Source organism: Thermodesulfobacteriota bacterium, from assembly GCA_035559815.1.
Taxonomy (GTDB): domain Bacteria; phylum Desulfobacterota_D; class UBA1144; order Nemesobacterales; family CSP1-2; genus DATMAT01.
In genome coordinates this window covers 1-19401 of sequence record DATMAT010000065.1, presented here as the reverse complement: position 1 = coordinate 19401, position 19401 = coordinate 1, and the positions used below count along the sequence as shown (strand labels likewise).

16 protein-coding genes are annotated in these 19401 nt (G+C 46.8%); 10 read left to right on the top strand and 6 right to left on the bottom strand.

What is annotated here, in order from left to right:
• The first annotated feature begins 4 nt into the window (after positions 1–4).
• Both VNN20_15855 and VNN20_15850 read left to right on the top strand, forming a co-directional pair.
• A complete protein-coding gene (locus tag VNN20_15855; protein HWP93666.1) occupies positions 5–841 on the top strand; it encodes an undecaprenyl-diphosphate phosphatase in 837 nt (278 codons plus the stop codon).
• A gap of 47 nt (positions 842–888) precedes the next feature.
• A complete protein-coding gene (locus VNN20_15850) occupies positions 889–1599 on the top strand; it encodes a hypothetical protein (protein ID HWP93665.1) in 711 nt (236 codons plus the stop codon).
• A 118-nt stretch (positions 1600–1717) separates the two neighbouring features.
• On the opposite strand, the gene tyrS is transcribed toward VNN20_15850, so the two are convergent.
• The 6 genes from tyrS to VNN20_15820 all read right to left on the bottom strand — a co-directional run bounded on the left by tyrS (position 1718) and on the right by VNN20_15820 (position 8392).
• Positions 1718–2923, bottom strand: coding sequence for a tyrosine--tRNA ligase (tyrS, locus tag VNN20_15845; GenBank protein HWP93664.1), 1206 nt, complete (start codon positions 2921–2923; stop codon positions 1718–1720).
• A 79-nt stretch (positions 2924–3002) separates the two neighbouring features.
• Positions 3003–3845: a transglutaminase family protein gene (locus VNN20_15840; protein ID HWP93663.1), complete on the bottom strand. Its 843-nt coding sequence runs from the start codon at positions 3843–3845 to the stop codon at positions 3003–3005.
• A 37-nt stretch (positions 3846–3882) separates the two neighbouring features.
• On the bottom strand, positions 3883–4629 hold the full coding sequence (locus tag VNN20_15835) for a peptidase (protein ID HWP93662.1): 747 nt from the start codon (positions 4627–4629) through the stop codon (positions 3883–3885).
• A 21-nt stretch (positions 4630–4650) separates the two neighbouring features.
• The gene (locus VNN20_15830; protein HWP93661.1) at positions 4651–5628 is read right to left on the bottom strand and encodes an alpha-E domain-containing protein; all 978 of its coding nucleotides are present in this window, start codon (positions 5626–5628) and stop codon (positions 4651–4653) included.
• 198 nt (positions 5629–5826) lie between these two features.
• Positions 5827–7248, bottom strand: a complete 1422-nt coding sequence (locus tag VNN20_15825) for a circularly permuted type 2 ATP-grasp protein (GenBank protein HWP93660.1) — start codon at positions 7246–7248, stop codon at positions 5827–5829.
• Between the two features lie 715 nt (positions 7249–7963).
• On the bottom strand, positions 7964–8392 hold the full coding sequence (locus VNN20_15820) for a nuclear transport factor 2 family protein (protein ID HWP93659.1): 429 nt from the start codon (positions 8390–8392) through the stop codon (positions 7964–7966).
• A 196-nt stretch (positions 8393–8588) separates the two neighbouring features.
• Between VNN20_15820 and VNN20_15815 the strand changes: the two genes are divergently transcribed.
• The 8 genes from VNN20_15815 to VNN20_15780 all read left to right on the top strand — a co-directional run.
• Positions 8589–9542, top strand: a complete 954-nt coding sequence (locus VNN20_15815) for an MBL fold metallo-hydrolase (GenBank protein ID HWP93658.1) — start codon at positions 8589–8591, stop codon at positions 9540–9542.
• Between the two features lie 21 nt (positions 9543–9563).
• Positions 9564–9953, top strand: a complete 390-nt coding sequence (locus VNN20_15810) for a diacylglycerol kinase family protein (GenBank protein ID HWP93657.1) — start codon at positions 9564–9566, stop codon at positions 9951–9953.
• A 139-nt stretch (positions 9954–10092) separates the two neighbouring features.
• Positions 10093–10983 carry a DMT family transporter gene (locus VNN20_15805; GenBank protein HWP93656.1) on the top strand — a complete coding sequence of 297 codons (891 nt, stop codon included), beginning with the start codon at positions 10093–10095 and terminating at the stop codon, positions 10981–10983.
• Between the two features lie 382 nt (positions 10984–11365).
• The gene (locus VNN20_15800) at positions 11366–12199 is read left to right on the top strand and encodes a fumarylacetoacetate hydrolase family protein (GenBank protein HWP93655.1); all 834 of its coding nucleotides are present in this window, start codon (positions 11366–11368) and stop codon (positions 12197–12199) included.
• Between the two features lie 165 nt (positions 12200–12364).
• A protein-coding gene (locus VNN20_15795; protein ID HWP93654.1) for an IS3 family transposase occupies positions 12365–13497 on the top strand; the annotation gives its coding sequence in 2 pieces (ribosomal slippage) (positions 12365–12617 and positions 12617–13497; 1134 coding nt in all).
• A gap of 645 nt (positions 13498–14142) precedes the next feature.
• Positions 14143–15396 carry a TolC family protein gene (locus tag VNN20_15790; GenBank protein ID HWP93653.1) on the top strand — a complete coding sequence of 418 codons (1254 nt, stop codon included), beginning with the start codon at positions 14143–14145 and terminating at the stop codon, positions 15394–15396.
• A complete protein-coding gene (locus VNN20_15785; protein ID HWP93652.1) occupies positions 15396–16571 on the top strand; it encodes an efflux RND transporter periplasmic adaptor subunit in 1176 nt (391 codons plus the stop codon). Before VNN20_15790 ends, VNN20_15785 begins: the two co-directional genes overlap by 1 nt.
• Position 16572: 1 nt before the next feature.
• The coding region (locus tag VNN20_15780; GenBank protein HWP93651.1) for a CusA/CzcA family heavy metal efflux RND transporter at positions 16573–19401 on the top strand (2829 nt) is incomplete at its 3' end.

The window sequence follows — 19401 nt, the reverse complement described above, 5'->3', positions numbered from 1 at the left end:
CTCATTGGACCTACTACAGTCTATAGTTCTGGGGATTGTTCAGGGGATTACCGAATTTCTTCCCATAAGCAGCACGGCACATCTGGCTTTGGTGCCCTGGTTCTTTTCCTGGAAGGACCCCGGGCTAGCCTTTGACATGGCCCTACACATCGGTACACTCCTGGCCGTTGTCTACTACTTCTGGCGGGATTTTTTGATGATTGCCCAGGATTTTGTTCGAGCTTTATTCTCCAAAAGCTTCCGGAACCATCCAAATGGTAAGACAGGGTTATTTATCATCATTGCCACCATACCCGGGGCGTTAGCCGGGCTGATATTTGAAGAACAGGCTGCGGGAATACTCCGGCATCCGCTGGCCATCGCGTTCTCGGTCTTTTTCTTTGGAATAGTTCTTTACCTCACGGACAGGTTCTCGGTAAAGGAGAAAGAAGTTTCAGAAATGGGTATCTGCGACTGCCTGATAATAGGTGTTGCCCAGGCCCTGGCCATAATTCCGGGCGTGTCCCGTTCCGGGGCTAGCATTGCCGGAGCACTGGTAAGGAATTTCCGGAGAGACGAGGCGGCCAGGTTTTCCTTCCTGCTGAGTACGCCTCTTATATTCGGAGCCATATTACTGGAATCACGACATATAGAATATTCAACCGTATTAAGCACCCCGTTTCTGGCCGGAATCCTGGCATCGGCTACCTTTGGATTCCTGAGCATTAAGTATCTGATAAGATACGTCCAGACAAAGAGCTACAATGTCTTTGTCGTTTATCGCATTTTACTAGCCGCTTTTATCGTGCTGCTCTACCTGGGGAAATCGTTTGTAGAAGCCCCCATCTACATATTGAAGTAGCTATGTAATGTGATTTAAAACGAACAACCCACCGGAGCATTCTCAATTTGGTAGCGATCCTTGCTGCAACCTGGGATGAAATAAAACGTCTCAATGGCATAATCCCAAAAACCGAGGAGGGAAAATGGGAAGAACTGGAATATATAAGAGGTAATGTTCACGGGAAGCCCGTAGTTATAGTCCAAACCGGAGTCGGGATAAGGAGGGCAAGGAAGGGAGCGAGTTTTATAATACAGAAGTTTAAACCGGAGCTAATCATATCCGCCGGACACGGAGGGGCGCTCCATCCCGACCTTAGAGTCGGAGACTTAGTGATAGGAAATTGGGTTTTAAGCCTGAAAAAGAATGAGAAAAGAGAGCTGGCTACTTGCATACCCGACTCAGGAAGCGGTGTTAAAAAAGGCGGGATACTCACGGAAAACAGGTTCATCCACGACCCTATGGAGAAAAGAAGACTGTTTGACATAACCGGAGCCTTATGCGTGGATATGGAAACCTGGGGTGTAGCGGAAGCGGCGATGCAGAGCGGAACCCCTGTTCTCTCGGTGCGGTCGATCTCCGACGAATCAGCCGAAATCATTCCGGACATGGGCTCCATTTATAACCACTCCGGAAATATAGACAAGTGGAAAACGCTAAAATACTTCGCCTCCAGACCATACCTCATTTTGCCCTTTATTCGATTCAGGTATATCAACTCAAAGAAATCTGTGGATTCCCTTAATCGGTTTCTTATGGGATTAATCAAACATGTTTAATTCATGAGATATGACAGTAGAATACTCGTGGTTACTCAAGAATTAATCGGATAGGTATTGTAGAGACGACCCGCCGGGTCGTCTCTACGTTATTTGTCAAATGAAATTTGATTTACTCCTAATTCTGCCTGACTTTGACAAACTCTCTCTTGCCTATTTTCACCCTGAGTAGTTTTCTATGCGGAACTACGGCCTTTGGGTCGGTGATCTTTTCTCCGTCAACGGTCACCCCACCCTGCTCTATCAGCCTCTTCGCTTCCCCCCGGCTTTTGACCCTCTCCGACGAATTCACCACCAAATCCAGGATGGTTGAGCCGTTTTTTTTATCCAGTAAAATCTCCCGGGCATCCTCCGGAAACTCTCTTTCGGAGAACTTGATTTCAAAATCCTTTCGGGCATTGGCGGCGCTATCCTCTCCGTGAAACCAGGAGGTAATTTCATATGCCAGGGTTTTCTTGGCATCCATAGGATGCCACTCCGACTTCATCTTCTTGATTTCTTCCGGGGAACGGGAACTTAAAAGCTCAAAGTATCTCCACATGAGCTCATCGGATACGGACATAACCTTTCCAAATATATCCTCGGGCGTGTCCTCAACCGCTATATAATTCCCAAGCGATTTCGACATCTTCCTCACGCCGTCGATACCCTCCAGGATGGGGAGAAAAATCGCTACTTGGGGCTCCTGACCAAAATATCTCTGAACATCCCGGCCTAGAAGAATGTTAAATTTCTGGTCGGTGCCCCCTAACTCCACGTCCGCCCTGATGTTTGCGGAATCGTAGGCTTGGATAAGTGGGTACAGAAACTCTTTAATGGTAATAGGGATGCCAGATTTATAGCGCTTGTGAAAATCGTCCCGTTCGAGCATCCTGGCCACGTTCTCCAGAGAGGCCAGCCTGAGCAATTCTTCCGCGCTCATTTTCTTTAGCCAGGAGGAATTGAAGACAACCTCGGTTCTATCCTTTCTCAGGATTTTGAAGACCTGTCTTTCGTATGTCTTTGCGTTTTCCACCACCTCGTCCTCGGTTAAGGGAGGCCTGGTTTCAGTCCTTCCTGAAGGGTCGCCTATCATGGCGGTGAAATCCCCGATTAGAAAGACCACGGTGTGCCCCAGGTCCTGAAAATCACGTAGTTTCCTAAGCAGTAGGCAATGTCCCAGGTGTAGGTCGGGCGCAGTAGGGTCAAACCCGGCTTTAATCCTAAGCGGTTCTCCCATTTCCGCCGATTTTTTAAACTTGGCTAAAAGCTCCTCTTCGGAGATTATCTCTTCCGTTCCCCTTCTAATTATCTCGATTTGTTCTTCCGGACTGGGAAAGGTCATTTTTCCGCAAACCCATATGGTTTGCCCTAAAATATAGAATATCCAACACCTAAGTCAACGATGGAATAAAGGTGGATTTTTAGAGAGGAGAAATCCTTATGTCCGTGTTTAAGTTGGAATTGCCATTACCTAAGAATATGCCTGTCACCGGAGCGCATAAGCGGGGAATCGCCGATGAAGACACAGTAATGTGCCGGTCGGCAACGGCTAGCCCGCTGCTTGGGTCAAAGCCCCTCCAGCCTCCGCCGGGAACATAGACCTCGACCCAGGAATGTAAATAGTGCCTCTGATAATCCAGCACATCAAAATAATAACCGCTCACAAAACGCGCCGCCAACCCGAGCATTCGGCATGCGGTCATGAACAACACTGCTAAATCCCGGCACGCCCCTTTTTTCTCGGCAAATGTCTTTTCAGGAAGGTTAGGCCCACCCTGGTCGCGATATTCTTTCTGAAATTGCAGGCTAATTTCACCGGCTAAGTGAGTCAAAAAGGGAACGGTTTGGCGGTTCACCTTTTTAGCCAGCTCATCGACAAAAGCTAACAGTTCTGGGGAATTAGCAATCAGCATTTTATAGGGTTTAAGCAAAAGCTCAAGCTCTTTTGGGTACTCCAAAGGCAGTCTAAGCGCCTCCTTCGGATAAACTAAATAATCAAACGGATTCCTGTTATTGGTTTCGACCAACGCCGTAGTGTTTATGGTCAATTCTCTTGAGGCTCCGTTAAACCATGCCTGATAAACCGTGTTTCCATCCATGTCGATGTATTCTGAAATGCCGGCAGGCCGCGGATTTATCGATATATCAAAATCGAGAATTCTTTGAAAGGGGTCCTCTCTCGGCCGAAACCGGAGAGAATGCGGTTCGAATAGCACCGGTTGGTCATATCTATAATGGGTGTAGTGTTTAATCTCAAATTTCATCTGGCTAAAGGTAACATTCAAGGTTTTTATTCATTAATCAGAAATTCTCAGACATCGGGAGCCGCAGTTTGGAAAACACCAGTTCTACCCAGTCATCCGGTAATTCTTTGACCGAGCCTGCTATCCGTTCCTGCCACCAGAATGACACCCTTTGCAGGTCATCCTTCATAAAACGATGCTCGACTATATTAAAAGAATCCCGGTAATAGATCACGATATCGAGGGGATACTCGACGTCGTTAGAGCTCGTCCTGGTGGCATCAAACGCCAGGAACCCGGCTTTAAGGGCGAATTCCACGGCCGATTCATAACGCAGCACTCGGTCCAATAAGGGTTTTCCGTAACCGGAGTTTCCTATTATGCAATAGGGCGAGCCCTCCCCTACTTCAACCCAATTCCCTTGAGGATAAAGCAGATAGAGTTTGTGCTCCCTATCATGCTCCAACTGTCCACCAACCAGGGCGTACAGGTTGAACCTGAATCCGCCCTCGTCTAGTGATTCCTTATCCTCTTTGAGAACGCGGCGAACCTGCTCCCCGAATGCATTGACCGCCTTATAGAGCTTATCGAAATTCTCGTCGCTTTCCTCGATAACCTCCTGAAAATAGGTTAGCGCCTTATCCCTGGCCGACCTGAGCCCCGAGGTCATAAGGAACATCGAGTGCTGTCTATGTTGATGAGTAGTCACCTTTCTGGCGGTGATACACTCAGAGCCAGTGGTAACCCGTGTATCCGCAACTCCAACCAATCCATCCTTGACTTTCATTCCTAGGCAAAATGTCAATTCTTCACTCCTTGGTCTAGATTATTGTGCTCCTGCCGAAAATTTGTCCGGCGGACGCGAATTGAAAAAGGTCTCATAAATCGAATCGCCGACTTCGTTGAGTCTTGACTGCATATTGTCCAAGTATTCATGCAAACCGGAGGAGAATATCTCGTGTATATCGCTATAATCCAATTCCGACCGTAAAAGCCCCAATCTCTTCTCCGCCAGGTTCTGGTAAGTCCAGAGTTCCGTCCCGGAAACAGCATGCAGAGACTGCTCCGACTGTATAACACAATAGCGAATGGCTCGGGGAAATTCCCGGTCCAGGATGAGGAACTGGGCAATATGATAAGGGCTTATCCGGCCGTAGCTCTTCCGGTACATTTCGAAGGCGCTGGCCGATTTCAATACCGCCAGCCACTGCAGAAGGTCAAGAGGCGTACCGATGCTGACTGCGTGCGGTAACAAGAAGAAATACTTGACGTCGAGAATCCGCGTGGTCTTGTCCGCCCTCTCCAGAAAACGCCCTATACGCCCAAAGTGCCACCCCTCGGAATGGGATATGGTAGAGTCCATTATCCCGGCAAATAGGTAACTGCCCAGTTTTACTTCTTTCAAGAAATCCATGAGCCTTTCCATGCTCCACCCAGCGCTAGACACGGCATCATGGACCTTAAGATAAAACTCGTTTATCTGCTCCCACATCTCGGTTGATATAATCTCCCGGACTGTCCTGGCATTTTCCCTGGCCTTATACAGACAGGAAAGTATGGAGCTGGGGTTCCCCCTATCGAAGGTCAGAAATTGGACCACGTTTTCCCTGGTGGGTTCTCCGTAACGCTCCTCGAATAATTCATAATCTCCAGTGGTTATTACCAATGGTTTCCATTGTTCGGGCAAATCCGGGGGCAGATCCAGGGTAAGGTTGAAATTTACGTCGACGAATCGAGCGTAGTTCTCTGCCCTTTCGATGTAACGATTAAGCCAATATATAGAATCGGCCACCCGGCTTAGCATGCTCCTTTCCCTTAATTTTTGTATGCCACAAAGACACTAAGCCTGTACTGAGCATAGCCGAAGTGACACGAAGTTGGAATAGAGGAGTCAGAATGAAAAAGCTTTTCTTCTGAATTCGGTATTCTGGCCTCTGAATTCTTGTTTAAGCTCATTCTCTTCCTTTGTGTCTTGGTGCCTTAGTGGCCGAAAAATTCTAGACTAACGCAATACCCACGTGTCCTTACTTCCCCCTCCCTGCGAAGAGTTGACCACTAATGAACCTTTTCTCAAGGCAACCCTGGCCAGTCCTCCCGGCATCACATAGATGCTCTCGCCGTAAAGAATAAAGGGCCTTAGGTCAACGTGCCGCCCCTCAAAATGGCCATCCACTATCGTGGGGACCCTGGAAAAACTGATAGTAGGCTGCGCTATGTACGTCCTGGGATTAGCCTCGATTCTCTTTTTGAACTCCTCCTGCTCGGATTTTGTGGAGTGCGGCCCGATTAACATTCCATAACCCCCGGCCTCGTTGGCCTCCTTCACCACCAATTCGTCGATGTGCTCAAGCACGTATTGTCTCTCCTTTTTGTCCCAGCAAACATACGTGGGGATATTGGGCAAGATGATATCTTCATTCAAATAGTATTTGATAATAGCCGGCACGTAGGCATAAATAACCTTATCGTCGGCTACGCCGGTACCGAGGGCATTCACTAAAGAGACTCGGCCCTTCCTATATGCTTCAAAGATACCGGGCACCCCGATTAGAGAATCCGACCTAAACAGTAGCGGGTCCAAAAATTCTTCGTTGAGGCGGCGATATATGACGTCAACCCGTCGCGGTCCCTTGGTAGTCCTCATCTCCACATATCCGTCGTTTAACACCAAATCGGTGCCCTCTACCAGCTCGACCCCCATTTGTTGGGCCAGAAAGGAATGCTCGAAGTAGGCCGAGTTGTAAATGCCCGGCGTAAGCAAGGCAATCGTAGGATTGGGCACGTTGGAAACGTGCTGAAGCATTTCCAACAAGCGAATGGGATAATCATATACCGGCCTGATGCCCAGCTCTTCAAAAACCTCCGGGAAAGTCCGCTTCATTATCTCCCGATTTTCCAGCACGTAGGCAACCCCCGAAGGGCATCGGAGATTATCCTCCAGCACGTAAAACCTCCCGTCTTTGTTGCGGATCAAATCGGTGCCGGTAATGTGACACCAAATCCCTCTTGGAGGGCTGAACCCTATGAACGGTTTAAGGAAGCTCTTGCAGGATTCGATAAGCTCAGACGGGATTACACCATCCTTTACGATCTTCTGCCGGTGATAGACATCGTCTATAAAGAGATTCAGGGCGTATATTCTCTGTTGAAGCCCTCTTTCAATTTGGTTCCACTCCGAGGCGTCGATAATCCGCGGAATTATGTCAAAAGGGAAAATATGCTCGGTGCCTTCTTCTTTATAGACGTTAAAAGTAATGCCCATGGCCAAAAGCGTTCTTTCAGCGGTATGCTGCCTCCGGGTTAACTCCTCCGGCCCCAATTTTTCGACGCACCCCTTGAGCGATCGATACCATGGACGGAGCGCACCCATCTCTTCAAACATCTCGTCGTAAAATCCCTCAACTTGGTAATGGTCGAATCTCATTTTTACCCCGTTTTAAAATACCCTCAGTAAATCAACGATATTCATTCAGGAATAAAACCTAGCTAGGCAAACAACATACCACTCCCAAGGTGCCCACAACTACCCAAAGAAATTTGCCATTGAGGTTTATGGGGAATAAATTGGAAGAATCCCTGCTTAACGTTTAAGCATAGGTTCTTAAAAAATAGACATATAAAGGGGTTATCCCCCAGGTCTAGAAGGAGCAGTGCTGTGCAAAATAATTAGAAATCAACTGCTCATTCTAGAAAACAAAGCCTTTCGGTAGATAAAAACGTCCAAAGATCGGGTCCCTTTTATGCTCGCTATGCAAGTGCTGTCCTTACCCTATTCGTCGAAATAGCGTTTTAACCCTACTCACTTGACGTAGTTTATCCTGAGCCTTTCGGCTTAGTTTATGCTGAGCGAGGTCGAAGCCAAGATAAACTACGCCGAAGGACTCAGGGTGAAGGAATCTTGCAGAGAGTTTAATCACCTCTTCATGGTGAGCGGAGTCGAACCATGAACGCCCTTCGATCTCCTTCAACAAAACTCAAGACAGGCTGGGCTAAGGGCTAAGGGCTTTCCCTAAGTTCCTCTTTCCCTAAATTGTCGAAAAGGGAAATCCCTTCTATGCCCTCACTATAAGCGAATCGATCCCTATTTTGGACAAGTTTGTACCGAGAGCTCAATAAAAAGTGGGAAATTGTAATGGTTCTTACTGCAACTGGGTCTCTTCCGGTTCTGGATAGGTTACCGGTATAGGAGAGGCATGGTGAAGAACCATCAGCCAACCGGATTCGTGGCGTTCGAATATGTTTGTTGACTGGGATATGTTCATCATTATTGGGTTTCTCTTTATGTATATAAGCTCCTGTATGCACGTAACCCAGGCCACGTCTCCCCTTACCTCCACATTAACATTAGAAAGCCTTATGTTTAACTGGTCCCTGGGGTCGAATACATTTTCCCAGCTCTGTCTTATTGCCTCCCATCCCTGGAGCATAATCCAGCCCGGATGCACGCAGCCCGCCCTTGAATCCTTCACCCAGACCGTATCCATCAGCTCCAAATCCCTTCTGCCCAGGGCCTCATAAAACTTCTGGTTTACCTTCAATACCTCTTCGCGGTCGGAACCTCTGGACATCCGATACCTCGGTGTTCAAGCTGATTTTATTTTCTATTTTATCCATATAGTACCCAATTAACAAGCATGGAGCAGTATTTCCGGAACCCATAATCTTACTCTTATGATCGATACTCGTAAGACGATGCTTAACTGTGTTATATTAGAAGTGAAATCATACCAGGTGTTAAAACTGAAGAGAAAAGGAGGAGGAAAAATGTCCCGAACAAAAATCACCCCGCCAGAAGTAGATGAAGTAAGGGTCTCGGTAATCGTGGACAACAGCTTTGATATGCTGATGGTGAGCTCGGATATAGTTAAACGCTTTCCGTTGGGACCAAATCCTTTCGAGGACTCACTGCCCATAGCCGAGCATGGTTTCTCTGCTTTGATTAAAGTCAAGCGAGGCGATAAAGAAGGGACCGTCCTCTTCGATACCGGCGTAAGCCGCACCGGTATACTGCACAACATGGATGCGATGGAGATAAATATCTCCGATATTCAGGCCATAATCTTGAGCCACGGCCATGCCGACCATGCAAACGGCCTGGCCGGTATAGTCAACCGAAAAGGGGCTAAAAATGTCCCACTGGTCCTCCATCCCGACGTTTATCTGGAGAGGAAGGTCACCCTTGCCGGTGGGAACGAAATCCGTCTCCCCGCACCCAGGATCGCCGATTTAAGACAGGAGAACGTAGAAATCATCCAGGATACAAAGCCTTCCATGCTCGTCGATAATATGGTCTTGGTCTCCGGCGAGATTCCGCGTACCAGCGAGTTCGAGAAAGGCTTACCCACCCATTTTGCCAAACGCCATGATTCCTGGGAGCCCGACCCTTTCATCCTGGATGACCAATGTGCCATCGCCAACGTGCGGGATAAAGGCCTGGTAATTGTCACCGGGTGCGGCCATTCCGGGGTAATTAACGTTATTCGTAACGCCCAGGCATTAACCGGTATCACGAAAGTTTATGCGGTAATCGGGGGCTTTCATCTAACCGGCGGCCTTTTCGAGAAGATCATACCAAATACAATCGATGCGCTTAAAGAAATAAATCCCCGTTACATAATGCCCGGGCACTGCACCGGCTGGTCTGCCATACATCAAATCGCCCGCGCCTTGCCCGAAGCCTTTATACCAGGCAGTGTAGGCACGACGCTTATACTTTAGTTTACACATGACAATTTTGTGATGTCCGACAACAAAGGTTTTTCAATCGAATCCAGGATCAAAAGTTTCAAATACGCCTTCTACGGCATTGTGCTTTTAGTTCGTACCCAGCATAACGCCAGAATCCATGCCCTGGCCACATTGGTTGTATGTGCTGCCGGATTCTATTTCGGAATTACAAAAACGGAGTGGTGCTTCATAGTTTTCGCCATCTCCATAGTGTGGACGGCGGAGGCGCTAAATACCGCTCTGGAGTTTATGGGGGATGCTGTGTCTCCGGACCCCAACGAGCTTATCGGCAAAGCCAAGGATATCTCCGCTGCCGGTGTTTTAATTGCCAGTATAGCTGCGGCGGTAGTAGGGATTATTGTATTCGGACCCTATGTTTTAGAGTTTGTAAAACCCAAATGAGAAACCACCCCGAGACTCATAACGGATAAATGGTCTTTGGTTGTCATGCTGAGTGAAGCGAAGCATCTTAAGACGTTAAATATTCTTCGACGGCTGATGGCTTCAATACATCTTAGATACGGCCCGTTCTAAAAATACGATGCCCTACTCCGCAACCATCTTTGCCTTCATCACCATCTCACTTTGGAGCTTTCTGGCATATTTTGCCGCGAAATTAAATCATGTGCCCCCGTTTCTGTTAGTAGGCATTGCGCTTTGCACGAGCGGGGTGATAGGGGCGGTGAAGCTCCGCTCCTGGCGAATTCCTTTGAAAACATTAGCCGTAGGGATCGGAGGAATCTTCGGATACCATTTTCTATACTTCACCGCCTTTCGTTATGCCCCGGCCGTCGAAGCTAATCTGATAAACTACCTCTGGCCGTTGCTGATCGTTTTACTATCGCCGTTATATCTTCACGGTTACGCCCTTCGTCTCCATCATCTAAGCGGTGCCACAATCGGACTTATCGGAGCCGGACTTATCGTAACCGGAGGACATTTGAGCCTGGATTTGGCTAACCTCAAAGGTTACCTCCTTGCCGCAGGAGCAGCCCTGGCCTGGTCAAGTTATTCTTTACTTACAAAGAGGTTGCCGCCCTTTCCCACCGCCGCGGTCGGGGCATTCTGCTTATTCTCGGGCCTTCTATCGCTTCTGGTTTATTTACTAGAATCACTCAATAACCAATCAAACTTTTCTCTGAGCAGTCAGGACTGGATACTGCTACTACTCCTAGGCGCAGGGCCGATGGGAGCAGCCTTCTTTACCTGGGACGCCGCCCTTAAACGCGGCGACCCTCGCATCATCGGCTCCCTTGCCTATATAACGCCGCTTACTTCAACACTGGTGCTGGTCTTTATGGGCGGACGCCGGCTTACCTGGGTCTCCGGATTGGCCATGTTGCTTATCGTTGCCGGGGCAGTTATAGGCTCGCTCGACCTTTTTTCGCCAGAAGGAAAACGGATAACGGATAAATCGAATGGAGGGCTTTAATTAACCTGGTGAAGTCATCGTCTGAGGGTTAAAGTATGAATTCAAGGCATAAGGAGTTCATTCTTCGACCGCGCTCAGAATGAACGGGTGTTTTTTTATTTCTCATCTTTAGCGGATGAATGCATCCGCTCATGCTGAGCCTGTCGAAGCATGGTGTTTTGTTTAGTAAGAGCGGTGTTCGTCCTTATCAAGCTGGGTAGGCTCATGACAAACGGATTTTCCTCAGTTCTCCTTCCCGCAAAGTGGGAAAAGGGAAAATCCTTTTACGCCGTCATTGCCGTCTCCTTTTGGCGGCGTGGCAATCACCTATTTGGGACAAGTTCGTGATGAAGTATAATACGACCTGTATGCTTGACTAAGATAAATTCGGAGTAGCAAACTTATGAAGCAAAATAGATTCATATACACATTCTTGTTACTCGCTATACTGATCACTTCGACCGCATGGGCCGATGTACATGAGTTGGCAGAAATTTTAATAAAAGCGGAGGGCCAAAATCAACCCATACCGGTTCTTTCCGTCCGCTATCCTGAACTGGATATACAAACCGCGTACGAGGTACAGAAAGCCTATGTTCGGAAATGGCTGGTTAACGATAAAATTGCCGGGTTCAAAGCCGGGCTCACCTCTCCAGAGATTCAGAGGAAATTCGGGGTGGAATTTCCAGTCGCCGGCGTGCTCTTTGAATCCGGAAAGAAAGGCGATAAAGCGGTCATAAGTATCTCCGATTTCAAAACACTCATGATAGAGACAGAGATCGGTTTCATGGTGGGAAGGCCTATAACACGCCAAATTGAAGATGTTTCTGAGCTTCGTTGGCATATCAAAGCAATCATGCCCGTAATCGAGCTTCCCGACCTGGGCTATGAGGATTTAAAGAAGCTCAAGGCAGTGGACATTATAGCAAGCAATGTATCGGCTACTCAGTTTATCGTAGGTCAGGAAAAGGGATTGAATGGACTAAACCCCAACGATTTAACTGTTGCCCTCTCTTTAGACGGCCAGTTGGTCAACCAAGGCAAGGGGTCGGATGCTCTAGGGGATCAATGGGAGGCTGCTCTTTGGCTAGTGAATTTCTTGGTGAATCAAGGCTGGGAAATAAAACCCGGACAAATACTCATCACCGGTGTCCTGGGAAAGATGCTTCCGGGGAAACCGGGTAATTACGTCGCCAATTACGGGAATTTGGGCAAAATCCGGTTTGAGATTAGGTAGCACAATCTTTCCGTTTACTCTAATTTGAGATTCTCCTTGATAAATAAGTTAGATGAATCCTAAGTAATAGTGATGGACACAAAGTCTGCATGACCTTCCCCCCAGAAACTAGTCCATTGTAAATGAGAGTTCTCCCCGGTAAGAATAAAAAGATAGGAGGAGAACATGCGTAAGAGGCGATACACGGAAGAACAGATCATCAAGGTGCTGAGGGAGGAAGAATCAGGGTTGAAGGTTCCCGAGTTATGCCGGAAGTACGGGATAAGCGAGCAGACGTTTTACCGCTGGAGGAGCAAGTATGGCGGCATGAACGTACCAGAAGCCGAGCGGTTAAAATTCCTTGAGGAAGAGAACCAACGGTTGAAGCAAATCATTGGGGAGCAGGCCCTGGATATACGGGCACTAAAAGCAGCGCTTGAAAAAAAGTACTAAGCCGTACTCAGCAGAGGGAAGCGGTGACAGTAATGAAGTCAGAGGGGCTGAGCGAGCGGCGGTCATGCAAGTTGGCGGGCCTGGGTAGAGGGACGTATAGATACAAGCCCAGGACTAAGGATGACGAGGGTGTTCGTGAGCGTCTGAGGATATTAGCCGCACAGCGCCCCCGTTTCGGAGCGCCCAGGCTGACAGTGCTGTTGAGACAAGAGCTAGGTCAGGTGAACCATAAACGGGTTGAGAGGATGTATAGGGAAGAGGGTTTACAGCTTCCCCGCAAGAGGGGGAAAAAGCGAGGGGTAAATAACAGGGCGGTCGTACCGTTAATTCCCGGTGAACCAAATGAGCGTTGGAGTATGGATTTTATGAGCGATAGTCTTTGTGACGGCAGAAAGTTCAGGGTATTAACCGTCGTGGATGATTTCACCCGTGAGTGTGTTGCTATTGAAGTGGACAGGGGAATTACCGGTGAGCGTGTAATACGCACATTAAGGTGGCTAAAAGAAGAAAGAGGCCTTCCGGGAGTGCTGGTAATGGACAACGGCCCGGAATTCACGAGCAAGGCTATGCTCAAGTGGTCTAAACCGGCAGGGGTTAAGCTGCATTTTATTGATCCGGGCAGACCAGTGCAGAATGCCTATATAGAGAGCTTCAATGGAAAGCTGAGGGATGAGTGCTTAAACCAGCACTGGTTTGTGAGCCTTGAGGAAGCTAGAAGAATTATAAAATCATGGCGTGTGGACTACAACACTACCCGCCCCCACAGCTCCCTTGGGTACATGACGCCGGATGCATTCAGGTTGAGTTTTGAACAAAAGCTTGAGAATGATAAAATGAAACGGAAACTCTCACTTGCCGTGGTATGAAATACGGGGGGAAGGTCACATCTTGACGTTTAATGAAACAACGTTTAACTTATTCTGAAATTTAAGCGTCCAACAATTAAATTGGAATGACGGATCTGACTACGAAGAATAGTACCTCGAAAAAGTTGCTTTTATCTCTAACCATGTTTCTAGCCTTTTTCCTATCCTCGACAATTTGTGAAAACCCGTACTTATCTAACTATCCTCATAAAGATTGCCTTTCGTATAAGCATTGCCTTTTTTCTCAAGCTGGTAACTCTAAGCAAAATTCCTCTTCGGAAGTTCCAGTTCCAATCAGTCATTGTCACATAGGCAGTTCTTGTTTGCATAATTTCGTTAAATCCGAAAGCATTAAACCTTTAATTAAGGAAGATACTCCATCTTTAACAATATCTTTTAATTATTCTATACCAGAAAATAATCTAATAAAATCCATCTTTAACCCTCCAAGAACCCTTATATAAAGTGGGTTCGACTCCGGAGAATAGTTGTAGCGTTTATTTACTTAACCATTCTCACTACATTCTAGACTTACACTGTTTATAGGTTTAAAAACCTCTGCTACGGTTATTTCTCAGTCTTTGAAAGTTATATCGAACTCACCTTTTCCATTCTAAACGAAATCAATTTCAAAGGAGATTAGAAGTGCCATTTAAAACTATTGTTTTATTTCTCTGTCTTATATCTAGTAGTTTATCTCTGGCAAATTGTCAAATATCCGCTGCTGAAAATCGGATTCAGAGAGAATATACAATCAACGAGTTAATAAAATTAGCCACTGAGAAAAATCCGTCTGTACCTTCAGCGATCTCCAGCATTGATATTGCGAAAGGAGAGCTTAGAGCAGCAAAGGCTTACCCAAACCCGGAAGTAGAGTTTTCCTTAGATAAAGGTAAATCACGCGAGGACAATAGTTCCGAAGCAGAGTACGGTATAGCAGTCATACAGCCCATTGAATGGCCCTTAAAGCGTCTCTATAGAAGGAAGGCTGCCGAGGAAGAAGTAAAGGTCACCGAATTTGAAAAAGAGGCTGTAAGGGTAGAGCTTATTTTTACTACCAAGCAACTTTACTATGCGACTCTCCTTGCTAAGAAAGATGTAGAGATTGCGAGGCAAAATCTAGATACCAGTAAAACCCTTCTCTCCATTATTGAGCGTAGGGTTGAGCTTGGCGAATCAAGAGAACTGGATTTTATTAAATCTAGGGTCGAGACTTTAAAGTTCGAGAGAGAGCTAATTCGCGCCGAGACAAATTTAAGCGCAGTAAAGTCAATTTTAAACAGGTTTCTCGGTAATTCTTTAGAAAAGGATTTTGATATAGACGGTGAACTTACACCCCCTTCCACTATATCCGGATTAGAACAAATAGCCGAGAAAGTTGCCGATTTTAACCCTCAACTAAAAGCCCAAAAAGTTGAAGTCAAGCGCACTGGGTTTTCGCTACTAGAGCAAAAACATCTGATTGTTCCCGATATTTTCCTTCAGGGTTTTTACGATAGGGAGATTGACAAAACCGCTCTAGGAGGCGGAATCGGTATAAGCATCCCGCTCTGGTACCAAAACCAGGGAGGTATCCAGAGTGCAAGGGCTGAGGAACGCAAGGCCTCTTTTGACCTGAAACTCCTAGAAATTGAAATCGGGAACCGCCTCGAAGATCAATACAAGAACTATAAGGTGGCATTCGAACAGTCAAAGATATATTCGACCGAGCTATTAGGTCGGGCAAAGCGGTCACTGGAGATAGCACAGTTTAGCTACGAACAAGGCGAGATAGGTCTTTTAGATGTACTTGATGCCTTGAGAACCTATCGCGACACACTCAGGGAATATTATCAAGTTCTTTTTGAGTTTTATATGGCGGAAATCTCATTAGAGAAAATTGCCGGAGGTGAGATGTGATGACGACCAAAAAACTAATTTTAATTGCCTTGGCTTCAGTATCTTTGATCTCCTTCGCCTCATGTGGTGGAGAAGGGGAGGCTGATAATGAGAAAGAGGTGCACGACGAGGCACATTCAAATCAAATCAATCTCGACCCTAAATCAATACAATCGGCAAACCTAAAGATTGAAGAGGTCTCTTTAAAGTCTCTCAAGAGCATTCTGCAAGCGCCGGGGAAAATTCAGTTTAATGAAAACAAACTTGCCCATGTTGGCTCCCGTGTCCCTGGAAAGATCGATGAGGTTATAGCCAACCTAGGCGATAAGGTGAAAGAGGGCGACAGACTTGCTGTGATAGACAGCACGGAGTTAGGAACGGCACAATCGGAGTATCTCAAGGCAAAAGCAAATCTTCTTGCAGAGGCAAAATCCTATCAAAGAGCAAAGAAACTCCTAGAAGGAAAGGCCATATCCCTTGGAGAATATCAAAAGCGTGAGGCCGAATATCTGAATGTAAGAGCAGAGTTCAAAGCGGCCGAAGACAGGCTTCACCTTTTGGGATTGAGTGAAGAAGAGGTAAAGCGTATCGGGAGTGAGCACATAATCAGATCCAAGGTTGCAGTCAGAGCCCCATTTTCCGGAACGGTGGTAGAGAGGCACGCTACTCTTGGTGAAGTCATTGAACCAGCCACAAATCTATTTACTGTTGCAGACCTGTCAACGCTCTGGTCCATAGCCGACGTTCCTGAAAAGGATATTCCTCAGGTTAAGACCGGGCTTCCTGTAGAGGTAAGAGTCTCTCCATATCCCGACGATATGTTTAAAGGCATCGTTACATACATAGGAGACCAGATCGACCCTTCCACGCGCACTGTAAGGGTTCGTACAGAGGTCGATAACTCCTTGGGGAAACTTAAGCCTGAGATGTTCGCTACGGTTTTCATAACCACGGATGTTGTTACGAATGTCCTGGCGATTCCGGGAGAAGCGGTTCAAACAGATGGGAATAAAAAGATTGTGTTTATTGATAAAGGCAATGGTGGGTTTGAGAAAAGAGAGGTTTCACTGGGAAGACAGGTTGATAGCTTCTATCAAGTAGTAGAGGGCATTAAAGCGGGTGAAAAGATAGTTACTAAAGGGAGTTTTCTGCTTAAATCCGAAGCTCAAAAGGGTGAGATAGGGGAGGAACATTGAGATGATAGATAGGATCATAACGTTTGCCCTTGAGCAGAGATTCCTGGTTATGGTTTTTACAGTCCTAATTATAGGTCTAGGTATTTATTCAGCCAAAAAGCTTCCCATCGATGCTTTTCCTGATGTTACAAATATACAGGTTCAGATAATAACCCAGGCTGAAGGGATGGCACCTACCGAGGTTGAAAGGCTGGTCAGTTTCCCTATCGAAGTAACCATGACCGGCCTTCCAAGGGTAACAGAGGTGAGGTCGCTTTCAAAGATTGGACTTTCTGTGGTCACGGTAGTGTTTGAGGATGATGTAGATATCTACTTTGCAAGACAGCTCGTATTTGAGAGGCTTCAGGGCGCGAAAGAGAACCTGCCTCCAGGGGTTGACCCGGAGATGGGGCCGATTTCTACCGGTCTTGGGGAGATTTACCAATACGTCGTTGAAGGCGATGGTTACAGCCCGATTGAACTCCGCACGATACAGGACTGGATTATCAGACCGATTCTCCGCACCGTTCCAGGTGTAACCGATGTAAACAGCTTCGGCGGGTTTGTAAAGCAGTACCACGTTCTCATCAATCCTCAGAAGCTCATAAGCCATAACCTAACACTCCGGGAGGTTTTTGAGGCAGTAGAGAAAAATAACGCCAATGCCGGAGGAAACTTCATAGAGCATAACTCGGAGCAGTATATAGTCCGCGGATTAGGTTTGGTTAAGACAACCGAGGATTTAAGAAACATAATCATCACATCGCACGATGGGACTCCAATATACGTGAAAGATGTAGCCGATGTAACAGTCGGTCCGGAAATAAGACAGGGAGCGGTTACCAAGGACGGCGAGGGTGAGGTAGTAACCGGAATAACATTGATGCTTAAAGGGGCAAGCGGAAGAGAAGTGGTAACGAAGGTAAAAGAAAAAGTAGATGAGATTCAAAAGTCGCTTCCTCCGGGTGTAAGTATTAAGCCCTTTTACGACAGGACTGACCTGGTAAAGAGAGCGATTAAGACCGTTACAAAAGCGCTTGAAGAAGGAGCGATTTTCATTTTCCTTGTTCTCCTTCTGTTCCTGGGAAATTTCCGTTCCGCTCTGATTGTCGGAACCGTTTTACCTCTTTCCGCCCTTTTTACATTCATCATGATGGAATGGTTTCATCTCTCTGCAAATCTCATGTCTCTTGGCGGGCTTGCCATAGGGATCGGTATGCTCGTTGACGGCGCAGTGGTTATGGTTGAGAACGTTTATCGCCACCTGGAAGAAAACCCGGAAGCGAGAGAAAACATAGTACATACTGTGCTCGAAGCCGCTAAAGAGGTGGGTAGACCAATTGTCTTTGGAATCTCAATAATCATAGTGGTATTCCTTCCGCTTTTTACGCTTCAGGGCATCGAGGGAAAGATGTTCTCCCCCATGGCTTTCACTGTTAGTTTCGCCCTCTTGGGGTCGCTGATTTTTTCTCTAACCGTGATACCTATACTCTGTACTTTTCTGCTCGGAGAAGGACGCTCCAGTTTTACAAATATCGGTCTCTTTAATAGATTGGGCAGACTGTTTGAATCGCTATCAAACAGGATTATCAATTCTCTTAAGAACCTCTACATCCCGATCTTGAAGAAAGCCCTTGGTCGTAGAAAGCTCGTAGTAGGAGGAGCGGTGGCAGCGCTTGTACTGAACCTTTCCCTATTCCCTTTTATTGGGACGGAATTCTTGCCGCAACTGAATGAAGGCTCAGTCGCCATACAGGCATTTCGCCTTCCGAGTATTTCACTCACCGAGTCCCTTCAGGTTTCAGGTCAAATCGAAAGAGCACTTATAAAATTTCCAGAGGTCGAGACGGTGGTATCTAAAACCGGGCGCGCAGAGATAGCTTCGGACCCAATGGGGGTAGAAATAAGCGATATTCTCGTGAACCTCAAGCCTCAAAGTGATTGGAAAACGGCGGAGACCAGTGAAGAGTTGGCCGCAAAGATGAGAGAGGAACTGGCTCTGATTCCTGGTGTAGCCTATAGTTTCTCTCAGCCCATTGCCCTCAGGGTTGATGAGCTCATATCAGGCGTAAAAGCCCAGATTGCCATAAAACTCTTTGGCGAAGATATGGATGTCTTGAAAAACAAGGCCGATGAAATCAGAGGAGTAGTCTCGCAAATCAAAGGAGTTGAGGATTTAAACGTTGAACGTGTCCACGGTCTTCAATACCTTCAGATAGATATAGACAGGTCTCAAATAGCCAGATACGGAATAAACGTCTCAGACATTCAGGAGATAGTTGAAACGGCAATTGGAGGTAAAGTTGCAACAGAGGTATTCGAAGGACAAAGAAGGTTCGGAGTCTTGGTTAGATTTCCTGAGGATGTCAGAAAAGACGTAAACACTATCAAGAATATACTGGTAAGCGCTCCAAACGGCGCCCGCATTCCTCTTGAACAGTTGGCCGGGGTCTACCTCGAAGAAGGCCCGGCCCAGATAAGCAGGGAAAATGGACAGCGAAGAATTGTGATTGAGTGCAACGTTTCAGGTAGGGACATCGGAGGTTTTGTTGATGAGGCTCAAAAAAAGATAGCCGCCCAAGTACAGCTTCCGCCGGGGTATTTCATTGATTGGGGCGGACAGTTTGAGAACCAGCAGAGGGCTATGGCTAGGCTCTATATCGTGGTGCCTCTGGTGATCTTACTCATATTCATTCTTCTCTTCAGCACATTTAATTCTATTAAGAACGCCCTCCTTATTATAATGAACATTCCGTTTGCCATTATCGGCGGGGTACTGGCTCTTTTCATCTCCGGGCTTTATTTAAGCGTCTCCGCTTCAGTAGGATTCATAGCTCTCTTTGGAGTAGCG

Excerpts from the sequence above, each read along its gene's own strand:
- tyrS (HWP93664.1), bottom strand. The coding sequence starts at position 2,923 with ATGACCTTTCCCAGTCCGGAAGAACAAATCGAGATAATTAGAAGGGGA.
- VNN20_15840 (HWP93663.1), bottom strand. The coding sequence starts at position 3,845 with ATGAAATTTGAGATTAAACACTACACCCATTATAGATATGACCAACCG.
- VNN20_15830 (HWP93661.1), bottom strand. The coding sequence starts at position 5,628 with ATGCTAAGCCGGGTGGCCGATTCTATATATTGGCTTAATCGTTACATC.
- VNN20_15825 (HWP93660.1), bottom strand. The coding sequence starts at position 7,248 with ATGAGATTCGACCATTACCAAGTTGAGGGATTTTACGACGAGATGTTT.
- VNN20_15820 (HWP93659.1), bottom strand. The coding sequence starts at position 8,392 with ATGTCCAGAGGTTCCGACCGCGAAGAGGTATTGAAGGTAAACCAGAAG.
- VNN20_15815 (HWP93658.1), top strand. The coding sequence starts at position 8,589 with ATGTCCCGAACAAAAATCACCCCGCCAGAAGTAGATGAAGTAAGGGTC.
- VNN20_15810 (HWP93657.1), top strand. The coding sequence starts at position 9,564 with ATGTCCGACAACAAAGGTTTTTCAATCGAATCCAGGATCAAAAGTTTC.
- VNN20_15805 (HWP93656.1), top strand. The coding sequence starts at position 10,093 with ATGCCCTACTCCGCAACCATCTTTGCCTTCATCACCATCTCACTTTGG.
- VNN20_15800 (HWP93655.1), top strand. The coding sequence starts at position 11,366 with ATGAAGCAAAATAGATTCATATACACATTCTTGTTACTCGCTATACTG.
- VNN20_15785 (HWP93652.1), top strand. The coding sequence starts at position 15,396 with ATGACGACCAAAAAACTAATTTTAATTGCCTTGGCTTCAGTATCTTTG.